This is a genomic window from Paenibacillus sp. sg306046 (assembly GCF_059821225.1).
In genome coordinates this window covers 129,291-147,047 of the sequence record NZ_JCAMRT010000005.1, presented here as the reverse complement: position 1 = coordinate 147,047, position 17,757 = coordinate 129,291, and the positions used below count along the sequence as shown (strand labels likewise).

The following is a 17,757-nucleotide window of genomic DNA, read 5'->3' as shown; positions in this document are numbered from 1 at the left end:
TGTAAATAACAAAAGACGGAAATGTCAACAATTAATTCTGTTTATTCCGTTTGTACAGAAAAAACTGTACATAATGATTTGTCTATTCTATACTGGGGGACATAACCATTTGCCGCGCATCTTTACAGAAGAGACGTTGTTTTCTACAATAACGATGTACACACAAAGGGCAGGGTGAATATAAACCATGACATCCATACACGGAATAAGCGCTGAACAGGAACTTGTCATACAGAAAGCACGCAAACGCGTAATCGAAGCGATCGGCAAAAATATGGACCTTTACGGCATTACGCAGTCGATCGGTCATCTATATGGACTGTTGTTTTTTCAGAACCATCCAATGACGCTGGATAAGATGGGCGAGGAAATGGAAATGAGCAAAACGAGCATGAGCACAGGCGTGCGCACGCTGGTTGATTTGAAAATGGTCAATAAAGTATGGGAGAAGGGCTCGCGCAAAGATTTATATGAGGTGGAGCTGGATTGGTTCCAGACGTTCTCCGATTATTTTTCGCTGAAGTGGCGGAAGGCGCTTGAAATCAACCTGAGTGCGCTGCGCAAATCCAAGGCCGAGCTGAGCGGCCTGTGCGGGCAAAGTCCTGACGACACAGGGCTGCAAGCGATGCTTGAACCCGATCTCGCCAAGATCGACGAGGCGATCCGGTATTACCAGTGGCTGGACCGGCTGATTGACACCTTCGAATCCGGCGACATTTACAATCTGGTGCCCAAGGATGTACCGCCGCGTCCGTAAAGGAAGTCTCAAGTTGCGTCGTCTATGCCGGCTGCTGGCTGTACCGCTGAAAAAATGACCCCAACCCCCGCTTTATGGTGGGAGTTGGGGTCATTTTTGCGTGCCGCATTCCAATACGGACAATTCGGCGAAGGTTCATTTTGCCCGCCTGCGCGCCGGATTAAGCCAGCCGACTAGTCAGATGATGAGGAGGAATCGCTGTTGGAGCAGGAGGAGTCGGAGCTTGAGCTGCTAGACGAGGAATGGTCGCTCTCGCACTTCGTATCGCCGGATGGCGAGCTTGACCACGAGCGATCTTGGTGAATCGGCAGAAACGTGCTTTCTGTGCCGTACGAATCGTCATGCTTACGGCCTGAAGCTGAACGAGCTTTTGTTCGAGAAGCCGCGGGTCGAGTTTCATTTGCATGATGAACAATGTAGCCCTTCCCGATGCAGGAGGGGCACTGTCTGCTTCTCAGAAACTTTTTAATTCGGCCTGTGCCTTTGCAAGGCGCACATGCTTCCATAAGGGGTTCACCCTTTCCTCGCTATCGCTAAGCTTGCTTGAACTGGGACAAAAATGACTTCGGAATGTCCGCCTCAAATCGCATCAGCTCGCCGCTGACCGGATGGGTGAAGGCGAGCACCTGCGCATGCAGGCCGAGCCGGTTGATCGGCTTGACGCGGGAGCCGTATTTTTTGTCGCCGACGACCGGGTGGCCGATATCCTGCATATGGACACGGATCTGGTTTTTGCGGCCTGTTTCCAGATTAACGGCGAGCAGCGAGTATTGGGAGCTGGCTTGCAGCACCTTGTAATGGGTAACGGCGTGCTGGCCGTCGCCCGGGTACGCGCTGGAGTACATCTTGAGCGTGCTGCTCTCCTTGAGCCAGGAGGTGATCGTACCTTCCGGCTTTTTAACTTTGCCTTCGACGAGGGCGATGTACGTGCGCTCCTTCACCAGCACCTGCCAGCCGTTTTGCAGCGTCTGCTGCACGTGCTCGCTTTTGGCGAACATCATGACGCCGGACGTGTCGCGGTCGAGCCGATGAACGACAAATATACGTGCGGCCGGATTGAGCTTCCGAACATGAGCCGTCAGCTGCCGGTAAGCGGTCAGCTCTGTTTCCTGGGCAGAGGCGATGGACAGCAGCCCCGCCTCCTTGCGGACGACGATCAGATGCTCGTCCTCGTAAACGATGCCCAGCCCGATTAGCGGCTGCTCCGCTACAATCCGTTCCTTGCTGACGGTTACCGTCTGCCCCGGCTGCAGGGCAAAGTTGTACGCGGTCACGGGGCTGCCGTTCACCGCGATCTGGCCGCGCGCCAGCATCGCCTTCAGCGAATTCCGCCCGGTTTTGGACAGGCGGCTGATCAGGAAGGCCAGCAGCTCCGCCGGCTCGCGGACGGTGAAAACGTTCGCCTTGCCTGCGACTTCTGGGGCCGCCTTTCCCGGACGGCGTGCGGGAGAGCCGCCTGCGCGTAATTTGCGGTCATTGCTTTTGGACATACGATTGTAGCCTCCTGCTCGTTCTGATAGGTCGAGTATAGCATGAGCCGGACATGTTGCGAAACCGCGATAAAAATCCGCATAAGCTTGCGGACAGTTGGGAACGACTAAACTAAACTTCGCTGCATATACTAAACGACAAAGATTTTAGTTTGTGCTTGATTTTCCCCTAATCTTGTCTTAACGTTCGGCCCTTACACTAAAGGACAGGACAAGAGGCAAGCGGGCACTATGTAAAAAAAGGATGGGTAGACGATGATCTTGTATCAACTGGCGAAACGGCTCGATGAGCGCAAACGGCTTCAGCGGACTATTGCCGCAAGCAGCGGTGATGTAAACGCATTGACGATGCAGAAGGAGCAGGTGGAGGAGCAGCTGCTGACGCAGGCGAACGTGTGGAGCGCCGAGCAGCAGGATGAATTTTTGCTGGAGGCTGTCGCGCCGGATACGACGTGGATGCAGCCGACCGACGCTTACGTATAGCAGAAGAACATGGACCGCACCGGTTCCATGTTCTTTTTGTGTTCATGGAGGTTTACGTGTAAAATAAGGGTACGAAAAAAGCCAGAAACCGAGGATTTCGTTCACATGCCTACTATTGTGCTATCGACGTTAAATGCAAAATATATTCATACTTCGCTGGCGCTTCGCTATTTGAAGTCGTTCAGCGAGCAGGATTTCCCCGATATCCAGATTGCGGAATATACGATCAAGGACCCGGCGATGAATATCGTCTCCGACCTGTATCGGCGCAAGCCGGATGTGATCGGCTTCTCCTGTTACATCTGGAATATCGAGGAGACGATTGTCGTCATCGGGATGCTGAAAAAAATTATGCCGGATGTCGTCATCGTGCTGGGCGGCCCGGAAGTGTCCTACGATACGGAATATTGGATGAAGCGTATTCCCGAGGTCGATTACATCGTCGTCGGCGAAGGCGAGGAGACGTTCCATCATTTGTTGACCGAGCTTGGCGGGGACAAGGCGATGTACAGCGTGTTTGGCGTAGCCTACCGCAAGGAGGAGCGGGTGATCGTGAATCCGCCGCGGCCCAAGCTGGCGCTGGATGCGATTCCGACACCGCATCGTTTTGCCGAGGATGTGCCGAGCCTGGCCAACCGCGTCGTTTATTTCGAGACAAGCCGAGGCTGTCCGTTCAGCTGCCAGTTCTGTCTGTCGTCCATCGAGGTCGGGGTACGGTACTTCGATATCGAGCGGACGAAAAGCGACCTGCTGTATTTAATCGCATCCGGGGCCAAGCTGATCAAATTCGTTGACCGGACCTTTAACATCAAACGTGAATATGCGCTGGACATGTTCGAGTTTCTGATCCGCAACCATCAGGGCTGCGTGTTCCAATTCGAAATTACCGCCGATATAATGCGGCCGGAGGTGCTCGATTATTTGGCGGACAATGCGCCGCCGGGCATTTTCCGCTTCGAGATTGGCGTTCAGTCCACCAACGATTTGACGAATAATCTGGTCAAGCGCCGCCAAAATTTCAGCAAGCTGACCCGCACCGTTACGAAGGTGAAGGAAAGCGGCAAAATCGACCAGCATCTCGATCTGATCGCCGGATTGCCTGAGGAGGATTACGACTCGTTCCGCAAGACGTTTAACGACGTGTTTGAGCTGGGGCCGGAGGAGCTGCAGCTCGGCTTCCTCAAAATGCTGCGCGGCACAGGCATGCGGCTGGATGCCGAGAAGTACGGCTACAAGTATATGGACCATGCGCCTTATGAAATACTCGGCAATAACATTCTGCCGTTTTCGGACCTCGTGCGGATCAAGCGGGTAGAGGATGTGCTGGAGAAATACTGGAACGCCCACCGGACCGATCATACGGTGACGTATTTGATCCAGCGTGAATTTACGTCCGCCTTTGATTTTTTCCAGGAGTTCGGCGATTACTGGGAGGAGCAGGGCTGGCAAAAAATCGGTCACCAGCTGGAGGACTTGTTTACCCGGCTGTATGCGTTTCTGGAGCAGCGCGGGACGCCTGACCTGCCGATTATTTTGGGCCTGATGAAGCTCGATTACTTCCTGAACCATAAGTACAAGCCCCGTAAAATCTGGTGGGATTTTTCGCTCAGCCGGGGGGAGCAGCATGATTTCCTGCGCAAGCTGGCCGAACGGCCGGAGGCGGTGTCCGAACGTTTCGCCGCGCTTGGCATTGCCGAGAAGGACATTCACAAGCATGTGATGATCGAACGGCTGCCGTTTTTGCTGGACCGGTATTTGGAGACGGGCGACATCGACACCTCGCTGGAGCAGCTGCTGATCGTGTATTTTCCGCCGGATTTGTCGGTCAAGCCGCAGGCGTATACGCTGGCGCTGGCTGGAGCAGGCGCGTAGAGCTGGACAGCGGCCAGAGAAGGCCAGGAAGGGTCAGAGAAGGCCAAAGAACAACTAATAAAATGACCTCGACCTCCACAGCAGTGGAGGAAGAGGTCATTTTTGTTGCCAGACGTTTAGGATCAGGGCTGGAAGAAGGGCGCTTCCGCGAAGAAATGCGCCTTTCCTGGCTGAATCGCATCGCGGGCTTTAATGTTCATTGAGCTGAAACACCCCGACGGCTCCGTCCAGCCGGTGCACGAGATCGCCGAGACGCTCCGCCGCTCCGGCCACCTGCTCGAAGCTGTCGGCATGCTCCTCGACGGCTGCCGCAACTTGTCCGGACAGCTCGCTGCCCTGTGCAGCAATGGCGGAGATGCGGGCAAGCTGTTCATGCATGTGACCGACCCCGTCGCTCAGCTCGGCAATGTAGGCGGAGCTTTCCTTGATTTGGCTTGTGCTGTCAGCAGCCAACAGGGAAATTTGCCGCAGCGCTGTGCCGATTTCCTGAACAACCTCGGACTGTCTGCCGCTATGCTGCCGCACATCGGACATGGACAGCACCGTTTTCTCGATATCCTCCCGTACGCCGGTGATCAGGGCGATCGTGTGGTCCGTCGCCTCGCGCGATTGCTGAGCCAGCTTGCGAACCTCCTCCGCGACTATGGCAAAGCCGCGCCCTGCTTCCCCCGCTCTGGCTGCCTCAATGGATGCATTTAACGCGAGAATGGCCGTTTGTCCGGCAATGCCGCCAATCGCCGACAGCACCTCGTTTACAGCGTCCGCTTTGCTCCGCAGCTCTGCGATCAGTCCGCCGATTTGCTCGGTTGCCCCCGTGCTGTTTTCGTTACGCAGCGCCAGCTCCCGCATCAAATCAAGCCCTTGCTCATGTCCGGCATTCATCTGGACAATGCTCTGCCATGCCGCCTCCGTACGGGTGCGCAGCTTCGCGGCCCGGTCAGCCAGCTCTGTCGCCGTGTCTGCGCAACGGGCAATCGTGACGGATTGCGACTCGTTGCCCTGCGCCATTTCCGCGACGGCGGCCGTAATTTCCTGTGCAGCCGCCACGCTTTGCTGGGATACCGCCAGCAGCGATTGCGAGGACTGTCCGATGTCTGTCGTCGTGTCCTGGATGCTGCCCGCCAACTGGCGCAGCTGCCGCACCATCTGATTGAACCCTTGCCCGATGCGCCCGATTTCATCGGCGCCGACAAACGGCGACTGCACATCCAGCCGCCCGGAGCTGACGGCCTCCATATCGGCGACCACCCGCTTGAGCGGCCGGATCATCCGGGTTCCCACGAGCCATGCGGTGACAACCGCCACAGCCATAACGGTGACGAGCAGCGTCACCATATGTAAGGTTTGCTCGTGAACCGTCTTGTAAATGTCGTGCGTCGGGGAGGCAACGAGCAGCGTCTGCCCGTTAGACAGCCTGGAGTAAGCGACCAGCGTTTCCTCGCCCTTCCACCAGCTGGTTAGCGCCAGCCCTTCAGGCGCCGTATTCATTTGGCGGGAAAAGCTCGCGTCCAGCTCCTCCAGCGTGCCGATTCCGGTATGAAAAGGATTGATCAGCAGCTTGTGCTCGGCATTCGCCAGCATCGCGTATGTATCGTCGAAAGTCCGGATGTCAGCCAGAAGCTTTTGAAAAATATCAAAGCGAATATCCATGCCGACGACCCCGAGCGCTTCTCCGTTTTTGAGCAAAGGCACGACATAGCTGATCATATCGACCTTAATATTTTCGTTCCGGTAAGGGTCAAGCCACATCGCTTTACCCGCCTTTACCGGCAAATAGTACCAGCCGACATGCGCGAGATCGTCTGCCGCGTACTGGCTGAAATCGGTCGGCACCAGCTTCTGCAGCTTGCCGCTGCCGTCCGGGTCGGCATGGAATATACCGGAGGTGGGCTCAGAGATCAGCGGATTAAAGCGGATATAAACCGACATCGCCCCTTCGGTAGACTCCGCAAATTGCGTCGCAATCGGCCGCAGCAGCTCTTCATAGCTTTTGACGTAAGCACGATCCTGTTTAAACCGTTCGGCATCGCCAAGCAGTGTTTCGGCGGTCAGAGCCAGGCTGTCCACGGAGCTTTGAATCACGCTCATTCTCAGATTCAGCTGTTCAGCCGCATGATTCGCGGTGAGCTGTGCATTTTCCTTGGAGTACTGCTGCAGAATCGTATTGCTCGTATACAAGCCTGTAAATCCGATAATCGTTCCGGCCAACACGGTGAAAACGATGAGCGCGGCCATAATTCGAACCCGAATGCTATTCATTTGCATGCTTGCTCCTCTTGGTTATTTTAGCCCTATACGATTCAGTGCTGGTTTACTTCCCTAGTTTAATTATCGGATTTTATTGGAAAAAATGAAGTAAAAATTAAGTGATTTTACATTCGTGTATGGAAAATACTGTAGATTGTGGGAATAAATTGAGTCGAATGGAGGGAGCAGGCGATGAAGAAAAAGACCTGACAGGCGGCTTCAACCGCACAATCAGGTCTTCGGTTTTGTCTCTTGTCACGCTTGACCAAGCTTACGGCAAGTAGCTGCGCAGCACGGTCATTCTGCCGCCCAGCTCATAGCTCCCCAGGCTGGCAGGCAGCAGGAAGCATTCGCCGCTGCGGACCTGCAGCTCGCCGTCAGCCCAGCGCAGCGTGCCTTCACCGTCGCAAATAATATGAATCACAAAGCTGTCCGGTACGGTTTCCAGCTTCCAATCGCCTTCGACGCGGCCTTTTTCCGTGATGAAAAATTCGGAATTGGCCAGCGTCAGCCAAGTGCCGGGCCCGTCCAGATCGGTTTTCATATACGTCGAGCCGGAGCCTTCATAAGCAATGACGTTCAACGAATCCTCGATGTGCAGCTCGCGCGGCTGGCCGTCGAGTCCGAGCCGGTCATAATCGTACAGTCGGTACGTGCTGTCGGAGTTTTGCTGAATTTCAGCGACCAGAACTCCGGAGCCCAGCGCATGCACCGTACCGGCAGGAATATAGAAGCTGTCGCCAGCCTGGACCGTAATTTCATTCAGGCAATCCATAATCCGGTTTTCGGCAATGGCGGTCGCGAGCTGTTCGCGGGTAACGCCGTCCTGCAGTCCGTATATAATTTTTGCCCCCGGTTTGGCGTCCAAAATGTACCACATTTCCGTTTTGCCCAGCTCGCCTGCCGGAAGACGGTCGTAATGATCGTTCGGATGCACCTGTACGGACAGATCGTCCTGGCAGTCCAGCAGCTTGATCAGCAGCGGGAAGCGTCCGGTTTTTTTCGAAAAGCCTTTGCTGCCGAACAGCTCGCTGCCGTATTGCTCGCGAATCTGGTCCAGGCCGAGACCGGCCAGCTCTCCGTTTTCAACGCGGGTCGTACCGTTCGGATGATCGCCGATCATCCAGCCTTCGCCGATGTGGCCCTCGGGCAGCTCCAGTCCGAACTGCTCCAGCGCACGTCCGCCCCAAACACGCTCTTTAAACTCCGGCTTGCATTTTAACGGGTATGGCTTCATCATCATTGCGTCCCTACCTTCCTCAATATGGCTATATCTCCTGCTCCGGTTCCCCCGCAAATTATATCAAAAGCACAGCAGGTTCCGCTACAGCCTCCGTGCTGCCGCAGCGCTTCAGCTTCCGCGTTTCTCGACGGCAATCACATACGGAGGATGGTTTCGCTGGTTCATAAACCGGTACGTCATGGCCTGATACGTCTGCTGCGGCAGTCGTCCAGCCCAGGCTTCAACATCCGCCGCCTCCTGCTCGCCGCCCGGGTGCCCGGAGTAAATGACGATGGTCAAAATACCGCCCGTCCGCAGCAGACGGCATGCGGCATCGAGTGCAGCAAGCGTGGAGGCGGGCAGTGTAATCGTCGCATGGTCATGTCCCGGCAAGTAGCCCAGGTTGAAGGTCACAGCGCCTATTTGCCCGTGCAGCTGAGCCGGGATCGCTTCCGCCATCTCGGCGTGGCTGCGAAGCAGCAGCTCAACCGGCAGCGCCGCCGCCTCACGGGCGCAACGCGCGGCCGTGCTGGCCAACGCGCTTTCCTGAATGTCGAAGGCATACACGCTGCCGCCCGGTCCGACGAGCCTGGCGAGAAATACGGTATCGTTGCCATTGCCCGCGGTAGCGTCGATGGCGGCTTCTCCCGGCTTGAGCCGGGCTTCGATCAATTGATGTGCAAATCCTAATATAGAGACAAATCCCACCTAAACCGATCCTTTCTGCTTGAACGTCCAACAGTCCCGGTTCGGGCCGAAGCGGTCAGGCCCGAACCGGGACTAGCGGCCCCGCTTGCTGTGAGCGCAACGGGGCAGAGCGAGCTACGCGTACAAAGGGATTGCTTGCGCGGCGGACGGAGCGGAGCCCGCAGCCGCACAAGCAGCCGCAGCAGTAACAGCAACAGCCGCAGCAGCAAGGCCAGTTAGGACAAGCCTAAGCTGGCCGCTTGAGCAAAAATGGTCTGGAGTTATCCGGCGTTTCTTCCTTTAATTTACTGCCTGAACCGGGGAAGTCAGCGCTGAGCCTGACTTCGCCTGCGGCGGAGCTGTCGGCGCAGTCGGTGCTGTTGGCGTCGCGCTCTGGGGCGGCTCCGGGTCCGCCGTCGCTTTGGGCGGCTCCATCAGCTTGCCCGCCGTCGCCGCAGGCACGGACGGCGGCTCCGCCTCCGCAGCGCCGGTATTCGGCGTTGTCAAGGCTGGCGGCGCGGTCGGCTTCGCGGCCGACGGCGTTTGCAGCTTCGCCGAGCCGGGCAAAATCGGCGAAGCCGTTCCCGCCGCAGCAGGCGTCTGCGGCGTGCTCGCTGCGCCCGACGGCGTCGCGGGCGCTTGGCTGTTCGCGGCGGCGCTGCCGCCCGCCGCGTCAGGCGCAGCAGGCGCGGCCGGCGCTGTCCCTCCCGCAGGCGGGACAGCGCCGGCCGGAGCTTCGGGAGCCGCCGGCTGCGCTGGCGGCTTGGCTGCACAGGCTGTCGCGCCGAGCAGCGCGGCGAGCAGCAGACCAGACACCGCGGCTGTGCGCCGCGTAAGATAAACGTTCATCGTAACGTCCTCCTTTACGAGTCAGGGAAGCAGAGCAGCGGGGAAGGCGGCAGGTTGACGCCCTCCATCCAAAGTCACCGGAAGCGCCGGCTGCCGCAGCCCGCCGGAAGCAGCGGACGGCCGCCTTCACATCGCGCGCATTTGGTTCCGGCTCAGCCTCTCAGCCTTGCCACAGCTTTCCTTGCCAGGTGTTGCGGAGCTGAAGCTGCTGGTCGAACGCATTCAGCACTTCCCATTTTTTCAAGCTCCACATCGGCCCGATCAGCAAATCGCGCGGCGCATCGCCGGTCAGGCGATGGACGATCATATCCGGCGGCAGCAGCTCCAGCGTGTCAACAATCAGCTTCACATAGTCGTCTTTCTCCAGAAATTGCAGCAGGCCCGCTTCATACTGCTTCACCATCGGCGTCTTGCGCATCAGATGCAGCAGATGAATCTTAATACCCTGCACGTCCATGCGTGCAACCGCCCGTCCCGTCTCCAGCATCATCTCATGGGTTTCCTGCGGCAGCCCGTAAATAATATGGGCGCAAACGCGGATGCCGCGGGCACGAAGCCTGGCGACGGCGTCGGTGTAGCATTTCGTATCATGGGCGCGGTTAATCAGCTCCGAGGTCGATTCATGCACGGTTTGCAAACCCATTTCAATCCACAGGTAGGTGCGTTCGTTCAGCTCCGCCAAATAATCAATGACATCATCCGGCAAGCAGTCCGGCCGAGTCGCAATCGACAGCCCGACCACGCCGGGCTGCTGAAGAATCGCTTCATAATATTCGCGCAGCTCCTCTACCGGGGCATACGTATTGGTGTACGCCTGGAAATACCCGATATATTGGGCTTCGGGCCATTTCAGATGCTGCCGGTCGCGGATGTTGTTGAATTGCGTGACCAGATCGTCGCGACGGCTGCCCGCGAAGTCGCCTGAACCGCGCGCGCTGCAGAACGTGCAGCCTCCGGCGGCAATGCTGCCGTCGCGGTTCGGACAAGTGAAGCCCGCATCCAGCATGACCTTAAACACCTTGCAGCCGAATTGTTGGCGCATCTCGTAATTCCATGTATGAAACCGCTTGTCTCCCCATAGCCGAGGTTCGGTTTGTTCACTAACCAGCATAAGTGTTATACCCCTTCAACAGTTCAAAGTGCCGGGCCGACAAAATCGGCGGCTCATCTTATCTTGTTTATTTTACAGAAAAGCAGGGGGAAAAGCGAACCATTTCCATAGAAAAAAGCACCTCCGTCCCGGTTGGCATAAGGATGCCGTCAGGTGCCCATGCTAGAAGTGCAAGGCGGCAAACCCAACTTGATTAGCGAAGGGAGCATTCTCACATCATGAACAAGTTTGGTAAAACGGTGCTTGCACTGGCACTGACGGCAACGATCGGTTTGGGCAGCCAGACGGCGGCTGGCGCGATGGGGTCGACAGAAACAGCGGCGACCGGCACCGGGACGACAGGAGCTGGAATGACGGGAACAGGCGTGGTCGGTACGGATACGACGGGTACCGGAACCGGCGCGACCGGTTCGGTGGCGACGGATGGCAGCGCGTTGATCAACGGGCTGATGCCGGGGACGGCAGCGCCGCATACGATCACTACACCGGGCGCAACCACAACGCCGGGCACAGCAACCGCCCCGGGAACGACGGCTGATTCGACAGGCACAAACGCCGTGCTTGGAACCGGAACGCCTGCGACGAAAGGAACCGGCCATAATGATAACATGCTGGACCGGATGAACACGCGCACGAACACGGGCGACCGGACCGGCTACGGCTACGGGGGCAATTACAGCACTTATTCCTACCGTACCAACGAGGCCGTGGCCAAACGCAGCTTTGACTGGGGCTGGCTTGGTCTGCTTGGTCTGATTGGCCTCGCAGGGATGCGCAGCCGCGGCCGTGATGACGGAGACTTGCATCAGAAATAACACGGACAGCCTCGAAGCGGTTATTGGCCGGTCTTATGGACCGGCCTTTTCTTTTGACTGCGTTTCGGAGTATAATCGACACAAGAAAAATGCCCGTTCGCTCATCACTTCGGGCGAGTTGCGAGGGCCATCAAGTCGTTGGAGGAAGTCAAGCATGCGTTTAAGAGGACGTAAGGGAATCAAGGAAGCGCTGGAGGCTCAGCCGGAGCTGGTCGTGCTGGAGCCGCAGGCCGGCAAGGGACGCTGGAGCGAGCTGTTCGGCAATGACCAGCCGATTCATGTCGAGCTTGGAATGGGCAAGGGGAAATTTATCAGCGAGCTGAGCGCGTTAAATCCGCAGACGAACTACATAGGGATTGATATGTATGACGAGCTGATCCGGCGGGGTAGCGAGAAGGCCAGAGACTCGCGCGAGCTTCACGGCGGCGATCTGTCGAATCTTCGTCTCGTGCGGTTTAATATTGAGAGTCTGGAGGACATTTTTGAGGCAGGCGAGCTGGAGCGTATTTATTTGAACTTCAGTGATCCGTGGCCGAAAAAAAAGCATGCCCGCCGCCGTCTCACCCATCCGGCCTTTATTCGTAAATATGAGCGTGTGCTGAACGCGCAAGGCGAAATTCATTTTAAAACCGACTCGCGCAGCTTGTTCGAATTTTCACTGAACTCATTTGCCGATCTCGGCATTCGGCTGCGCAACATTTCGCTTGATCTGCACGCGGACGAACTGCGAACCGATCTGGTTATGACGGAATACGAGACAAAGTTTTCCCAGCAAGGCATGCCGATCCACCGGCTGGAAGCCGTGATCGGGCCGAAAGCGCTGGAAACGCATCTGACGCGGCTTGCCCAGGCAGCGGAGGAGGACACCCGCGCTGCTGCACTGGCAGACGAATAACGCACCATCGTGAGCACAAAAAGCACCGCCTGCTGAACCGGTTCGACCGGACCGGCATGCGGTGCTTTTTGTTTGTTCGTTCTCCCGCCGCATCTGCCGGCAAGACGGCTGCGCTGGTGCGGCACAACCTGCAAACCTGCACTTGCTATCCGGCGCCTTCGTTGCATTGAAGGCTGTCTCTCGTCAGCCGCCCGTCAAGCTGTCAGGCCAGCTGCTCCGGCTTCGTACCGGCTGCTTCCTGCGAGCGGGGCTGCGGATCACGCAGCATATCCAGAATAACTCTGGAGCAGTCGAGCGGATCGTATCCGCCGCCCGCTTCGCTCAGCAGCTTCCGCCGACCCTGCATCTGAGGATAGCCGTCAACCAGTTGACCGAAGGCGCGCTCGACCGTTTCCGGCGAGCGAATGGCTTCGCCCCAGCCCTGCTGCTGGAAGTAGTGCAGGTTTTCCTCCTCCTGACCGGGGATCGCCGCATAAAACAGCATGGGGATACCTTTGGCCAGCGCTTCCGTACACGTCATCCCGCCGGGCTTCGTAATGAGCAGGTCGGATACATCCATCCACTTGTCAATTTCCTTTGTAAAGCCAAGCAGGCGCACATTCGGATGGCGGAAGCGGGCGTCCTCCAGCAGCGCGGCTTTGGCCTTCTCATTATTGCCCAGACAGATGATCAGCTGCAGCTTTTCTCTCCACTGTACGAGCCGCTCCAGAAAGGAGCTGTCCTTCAATAGTCCCCAGCCGCCGCCCATCACAAGCACGGTTGGCAAAGGCTGCAGCCCGAAGCGGGCGCGCAGCTCATCCCGGTTATGCGGCTCCCAGAAGTTCGGGTGGACCGGAATTCCCGTAACCCGGACTGCGTCGGCGGCTACCCCGCGACTGAGCAGCTTTTCCCGCACATCCGGCGTTGACACCAGGTACGTATTGACCTCGCGGCTGACCCACGTCCCATGTGCGTCGTAATCGGTAATGACCGTACATAACGGCACTTGCAGGCCGATGCGCTTCAAGCGGGAGACGACGGCGCTGGGGAACGGGTGCGTGCAAACGATCAGATCAGGCCGCAACTGCCGGATCACAAGCGCCGTCTGCGCGTAGAAGATGCGGTGCAGCGCGAGCTGGGAGACGCGGCTCAGCGTTTTTTTATACTGCGACCGGTACACCAGTCCGTACAGGCGAGGCTGGGAGGAGACGGTTTTGCGGTAAGCGTTAAATACGAGCGGGGCGAGCGTCGGGTGCAAAAACCGGCCGAGCTCAAGCGCGCGCGTCTGGATGTGGGGGGACAGCCTGCGCAGGCTGTCGGATAACGCGTGCGCGGCTTGCGTATGTCCGGCGCCAAAGCCCTCGGATAAAAGCAAAATCCTTTTCTTGCGCATAAGCGAATTCCCTCCATCTGACTATTGAAAATGAAATTCATGCAGGGTGAGCCTCGGCCAGCCGCGGCGGGGGCGGGGCGTTAGCCGATAAAGGTGACAGCGGCTGCGGCGGCTACTGTTCCGATCAGGCAGCCCGCCAAGCAATCTGACGGGTAGTGCAGGCCCAAATAAATACGCGATACCCCGACCAGCATAGCCAGCGGCAGGAGCAGGGCGAATGCCCAGACCGATACATACATGAGCGGCACAAGCGTAGAGAAGATCGCCGTCGTATGTCCGGACGGAAAGGAATGGTCGGTCAGCTTGTTTTTATAGGTCAAGGTGTCCGGCAAGACGAGATAAGGGCGCAGACGCGGGTATTTCTTCTTAATAATAGCGACAGGCAAATGGCTGACGGCCAGCGCCACGCAAGAGTGGATGCCGGCCCATCTCCATTCGCCTCCACCGAGCAGCGCCAAAGCCAAGGCGGTTACGATCGAAGCGGTGGCTCCGCCAAGGTGGGTAATCAGACCAAAAAACTGATTCAGGGCGTTATGTTGAATACGTTGATTGACAAAGCAAAACATCCGGGTTTCATGCTGCTGCAACCAGGTGACGACACGGCTCACGTTCAGCCCTCCTCCTCGGGTACGTGCTTGACGGAAATTGTTTCTGTAGTTATTGTAGCTGGCAATTGTTAATGGAGTATCAACGAAAGCAGCCGGCATATTTAATGCTGAATTGATGCTGGGATAACAGTGGTCCGTTATGATAAGCAGGTAAGGCTCCCGCCTTGCTGCTGGCATACACTCTATGGTACGAGGTCAGCTGTTTAGAAGTTTCTCTGCGGAAAGACCCATTTTTTAAGGTTTTCTTGAATTAGACGCTGCTGCCCCGCTCAAACCCTTCAATTTGCTGGATGCTTGTTTGCATCTTTTTGCATCTTTCCTCCAAATCCATGTACGTTCACCCATCGCGTTTGTTCAGCTGTTTCGTTTTCGCCATAAATACGCTTCCAATGCCGCTTGGTCAGCCATTTGTCACCTGTTTATCACCAAAGAGGTGTTTCACCAAAGCTTGGAGGAGGTTATTCATGAGAGTAGCCCTGTTTACAGACACGTATGTGCCGGATGTGAACGGCGTGGCCAAAACGCTTGGCCGCTGGGTGCAGTACCTCGAATCGAGAGGCGCAGCATGCAAGGTGTTTGCGCCCGGCAGCTCCGGCGAGCCGGAGGCGGAGCAGCGGAGAGTGGAGCGCTTCTACAGCGTCCCGTTCCTGCTGTATCCGGAGTGCCGCATGGCGATTCCGAACCCTGTCCAGCTGCGCAAAACGCTGCGTGTGTTCAAGCCGGATCTCATTCATCTGGCGACGCCGTTTAACCTGGGTCTTATAGGTCTGAGCTACGCGAAACGGCATCAAGTGCCGGTGGTTGCATCGTATCACACCCAGTTCGACGCTTATCTGGGCTATTACAGGCTTCAATGGATGGAGCCCCTGCTGTGGAAATATATGCAATGGCTTCACCAAGACTGCCGGAAAGTTTATGTGCCCTCGGCTTCCTGCCGCCGGCACTTGCACGAGCAGGGGCTGCGGCAGCTGGAGATTTGGCCTCGCGGCGTGCAGCCGGACCGGTTTCGGCCGCGGGCGGATCGCAACAGCGTACTCGCAGCTCGCAACATTTCCCCTGGTGAATTCGTCTTGTTAGATGTGGGTCGTCTTGCGCCGGAAAAAAGCATGGATGTGCTGCTGCGCGTCCTCGCATCGCTGCCGGACGAAGTGCGGACCCGCGCCCATCTGATTGTGGTCGGCGACGGCCGATTATTGAAGCCGCTGCTGGAGCGGCATGGAGGTGAAGCGGACATTACGTTTACCGGCTTTCTGCAGGGAGAAGCGCTGAGCGCCTTGTATGCGGCGGCCGATGTGTTCCTGTTCCGTCAGCGACGGAGACGTTCGGCAATGTCGTTCTCGAAGCGATGGCTTCGGGCACGCCGGTGATCGGAGCGGATGCCGGAGGCGCCGCCGACACGATTGAACACGGACGGACAGGATGGCTTTGTGCGCCGGGCGACACCGCCGCCTTTGTCGAAGCGGCCTGTCGAATGTACAGGGACCGGGCCTACGCCGCGCAATTGGCGGAGCAAGCCCGCAGCTACAGCCTTGCGTAATCCTGGGACGCCATTTTCTCGCGCTTGTACGCAAGCTACCTGGAGGCGGCGACCGAGGCTGGCGGGGCCGGACAGGAAGAAGCTATTGCCTTGAACTGACAATCGTTTGTTCAGCAAAGCCCTGGAAGAAAAAAATTTCCAGATCGGGCTTATAAAAAAAATGAAAAACGATGAAAATAAGACGTAAAAAGATGGATGGCGAAGAACCTGCGGGGAATTATCGGTCTTTTAACCGGAAATGATCAAGAACTGACTCAAACAAGCGATATGGAGGTTTTGACAAATCGCGGCAAAGAGAGGAAAATCATATTCGGCGACCCACGCAATCTTGATGACACCATCGAATCCGTTTGGAACCATGCAAAGCAACAAAACAGACAAAAGGGGTACATACAAAAAAAGGGGGATGTTTCATGTTGGACAGTATCCTGCTTGGTTTCCAGATTTTTCTGGCTATCACCGGGGGCTATCAGTTGATCCTGACGTTTTTCGGATGGTATCGGCGCAAGACAAAAGTAACCCATGCGCCGCAAAAGTCGTTTGCCGTACTGATCGCAGCTCACAATGAAGAGCAGGTTGTCGGGGCGCTCATTGAAAATCTCAAAACGCTGGATTATCCGAAAGAATTATACGACGTATTCGTTATTTGCGATAATTGCACCGACCGCACGGCCCGGATCGTCCGCGAGCTGGGCGCTACCGCTTGCGAGCGCAACAATCCCAAGCTTCGCGGGAAAGGCCATGCAATCGAGTGGATGCTGAAGGAGCTTTGGAAAATGCCGCGTCAATACGACGCGATTGTGATGCTGGACGCCGATAATCTGGTGAATCCCGATTACTTGACGCATATGAACAATGATCTGTGCAACGGCTCCCAGGTGATTCAGGCTTATCTGGATACGAAAAATCCTCATGATTCCTGGATTACATCGGCTTATGCGGTTACCTACTGGTATTGCAACCGGTTGTGGCAGCTGCCGCGTACGAATTTGGGACTGGCCAATTATCTTGGCGGTACCGGCATGTGCTTCGATACGAAGCTGCTCAAGGAGATGGGCTGGGGCGCGACAAGCCTTGTCGAGGACCTGGAGTTTACGATGCGCTGCGTGGCGCGCGGCATCAGCCCGACGTTTAACTACAACGCGAAGGTGTATGACGAGAAGCCGCTGACGTTCAAGGCATCGGCCCGCCAGCGTCTGCGCTGGATGCAGGGGCACTTCGACGTCTGCCGCCGCTATTTTTTTCCGCTGCTGTGGGCGGGGATTCGCGACCGCAGCTGGACGAAAATCGACACTGCGATTTATGCGCTTAATGTATACATTGTCTTTGTATCGTCGATCCTGACCATTGCGCTGTGGATTAACCTGATCATGCCGAATGTCGAGAACTTTACATCGTTGTTCCAGTTGGCTCCGGCTGCCTTTGCCGCTTATTCGATCCTGTCCTACGGCCAATTTGTCGTAGCGCTTGTGCTGGAGAAGGCGCCGCTGAAAACGTACAAATATTTGATCACGTTCCCGATCTACATGCTGTCGTGGTGGCCGATTACGTTTTATGCCTTTTTCACCCAGAACAACAAGCAGTGGAGCCACACGGAGCATACCCGTGTCATCCGGCTGGAGGAAGTGCAAAGCAAGCAAGCCGGTTAGCCGCGTCAGGCCGTGCATGAAGCGAGCCTGTCGGCAATCGACGCTTCGGACTTACAGGCGCCTTGCCGCTCCCGCGTACGTTGGAGATGAGCTTGTGCTGCTGGTCGCGAAATTTAGAGCTTGACTTCGCAGCTACAGATGTGGTAAATTGATTTGGTGCGAA

The 17,757-nt window shown here is 56.7% G+C and carries 14 protein-coding genes and 1 pseudogene; 7 read left to right on the top strand and 8 right to left on the bottom strand.

Features of this window, described 5'->3' with window-relative positions:
- The first annotated feature begins 187 nt into the window (after positions 1 to 187).
- Positions 188 to 757: a GbsR/MarR family transcriptional regulator gene (locus AC6ROY_RS07040; protein WP_500099453.1), complete on the top strand. Its 570-nt coding sequence runs from the start codon at positions 188 to 190 to the stop codon at positions 755 to 757.
- A gap of 533 nt (positions 758 to 1,290) precedes the next feature.
- Here AC6ROY_RS07040 and AC6ROY_RS07035 read toward each other — a convergent pair.
- The gene (locus AC6ROY_RS07035; RefSeq protein ID WP_500099451.1) at positions 1,291 to 2,247 is read right to left on the bottom strand and encodes an RluA family pseudouridine synthase; all 957 of its coding nucleotides are present in this window, start codon (positions 2,245 to 2,247) and stop codon (positions 1,291 to 1,293) included.
- 255 nt (positions 2,248 to 2,502) lie between these two features.
- Between AC6ROY_RS07035 and AC6ROY_RS07030 the strand changes: the two genes are divergently transcribed.
- Both AC6ROY_RS07030 and AC6ROY_RS07025 read left to right on the top strand, forming a co-directional pair.
- Positions 2,503 to 2,730 (top strand): hypothetical protein, encoded by a 228-nt coding sequence (locus AC6ROY_RS07030; RefSeq protein WP_500099450.1) that lies wholly within the window; start codon positions 2,503 to 2,505, stop codon positions 2,728 to 2,730.
- A gap of 105 nt (positions 2,731 to 2,835) precedes the next feature.
- The gene (locus AC6ROY_RS07025) at positions 2,836 to 4,602 is read left to right on the top strand and encodes a B12-binding domain-containing radical SAM protein (RefSeq protein ID WP_500099449.1); all 1,767 of its coding nucleotides are present in this window, start codon (positions 2,836 to 2,838) and stop codon (positions 4,600 to 4,602) included.
- A 189-nt stretch (positions 4,603 to 4,791) separates the two neighbouring features.
- Here AC6ROY_RS07025 and AC6ROY_RS07020 read toward each other — a convergent pair whose 3' ends face one another.
- The 5 genes from AC6ROY_RS07020 to mnmL all read right to left on the bottom strand — a co-directional run bounded on the left by AC6ROY_RS07020 (position 4,792) and on the right by mnmL (position 10,718).
- Positions 4,792 to 6,861, bottom strand: a complete 2,070-nt coding sequence (locus AC6ROY_RS07020) for a methyl-accepting chemotaxis protein (RefSeq protein WP_500099448.1) — start codon at positions 6,859 to 6,861, stop codon at positions 4,792 to 4,794.
- Between the two features lie 259 nt (positions 6,862 to 7,120).
- Positions 7,121 to 8,086 (bottom strand): type I phosphomannose isomerase catalytic subunit, encoded by a 966-nt coding sequence (locus AC6ROY_RS07015; protein ID WP_500099596.1) that lies wholly within the window; start codon positions 8,084 to 8,086, stop codon positions 7,121 to 7,123.
- Positions 8,087 to 8,200: 114 nt separating this feature from the next.
- Positions 8,201 to 8,779: a tRNA 5-(aminomethyl)-2-thiouridylate-methyltransferase MnmM gene (gene mnmM, locus AC6ROY_RS07010; protein WP_500099447.1), complete on the bottom strand. Its 579-nt coding sequence runs from the start codon at positions 8,777 to 8,779 to the stop codon at positions 8,201 to 8,203.
- Between the two features lie 279 nt (positions 8,780 to 9,058).
- Entirely contained in the window at positions 9,059 to 9,607 is a 549-nt protein-coding gene (locus tag AC6ROY_RS07005) for a hypothetical protein (RefSeq protein ID WP_500099446.1), read from the bottom strand.
- A 160-nt stretch (positions 9,608 to 9,767) separates the two neighbouring features.
- Positions 9,768 to 10,718 (bottom strand): tRNA modification radical SAM protein MnmL/YtqA, encoded by a 951-nt coding sequence (gene mnmL, locus AC6ROY_RS07000; protein ID WP_500099445.1) that lies wholly within the window; start codon positions 10,716 to 10,718, stop codon positions 9,768 to 9,770.
- 218 nt (positions 10,719 to 10,936) lie between these two features.
- Here mnmL and AC6ROY_RS06995 point away from each other — a divergent pair, with 218 nt between their 5' ends.
- A complete protein-coding gene (locus tag AC6ROY_RS06995) occupies positions 10,937 to 11,533 on the top strand; it encodes a WGxxGxxG-CTERM domain-containing protein (RefSeq protein WP_500099444.1) in 597 nt (198 codons plus the stop codon).
- Between the two features lie 154 nt (positions 11,534 to 11,687).
- A complete protein-coding gene (trmB, locus tag AC6ROY_RS06990; protein ID WP_500099443.1) occupies positions 11,688 to 12,428 on the top strand; it encodes a tRNA (guanosine(46)-N7)-methyltransferase TrmB in 741 nt (246 codons plus the stop codon).
- A 202-nt stretch (positions 12,429 to 12,630) separates the two neighbouring features.
- On the opposite strand, the gene AC6ROY_RS06985 is transcribed toward trmB, so the two are convergent.
- Positions 12,631 to 13,800 carry an MGDG synthase family glycosyltransferase gene (locus AC6ROY_RS06985; protein WP_500099442.1) on the bottom strand — a complete coding sequence of 390 codons (1,170 nt, stop codon included), beginning with the start codon at positions 13,798 to 13,800 and terminating at the stop codon, positions 12,631 to 12,633.
- Between the two features lie 80 nt (positions 13,801 to 13,880).
- Positions 13,881 to 14,408, bottom strand: a complete 528-nt coding sequence (locus tag AC6ROY_RS06980) for a phosphatase PAP2 family protein (RefSeq protein WP_500099441.1) — start codon at positions 14,406 to 14,408, stop codon at positions 13,881 to 13,883.
- A 290-nt stretch (positions 14,409 to 14,698) separates the two neighbouring features.
- Between AC6ROY_RS06980 and AC6ROY_RS06975 the strand changes: the two are divergent.
- Positions 14,699 to 15,945 (top strand): annotated as a pseudogene (locus AC6ROY_RS06975) (glycosyltransferase family 4 protein).
- A gap of 413 nt (positions 15,946 to 16,358) precedes the next feature.
- Entirely contained in the window at positions 16,359 to 17,594 is a 1,236-nt protein-coding gene (locus AC6ROY_RS06970) for a glycosyltransferase family 2 protein (RefSeq protein WP_500099440.1), read from the top strand.
- Positions 17,595 to 17,757 lie beyond the last annotated feature (163 nt).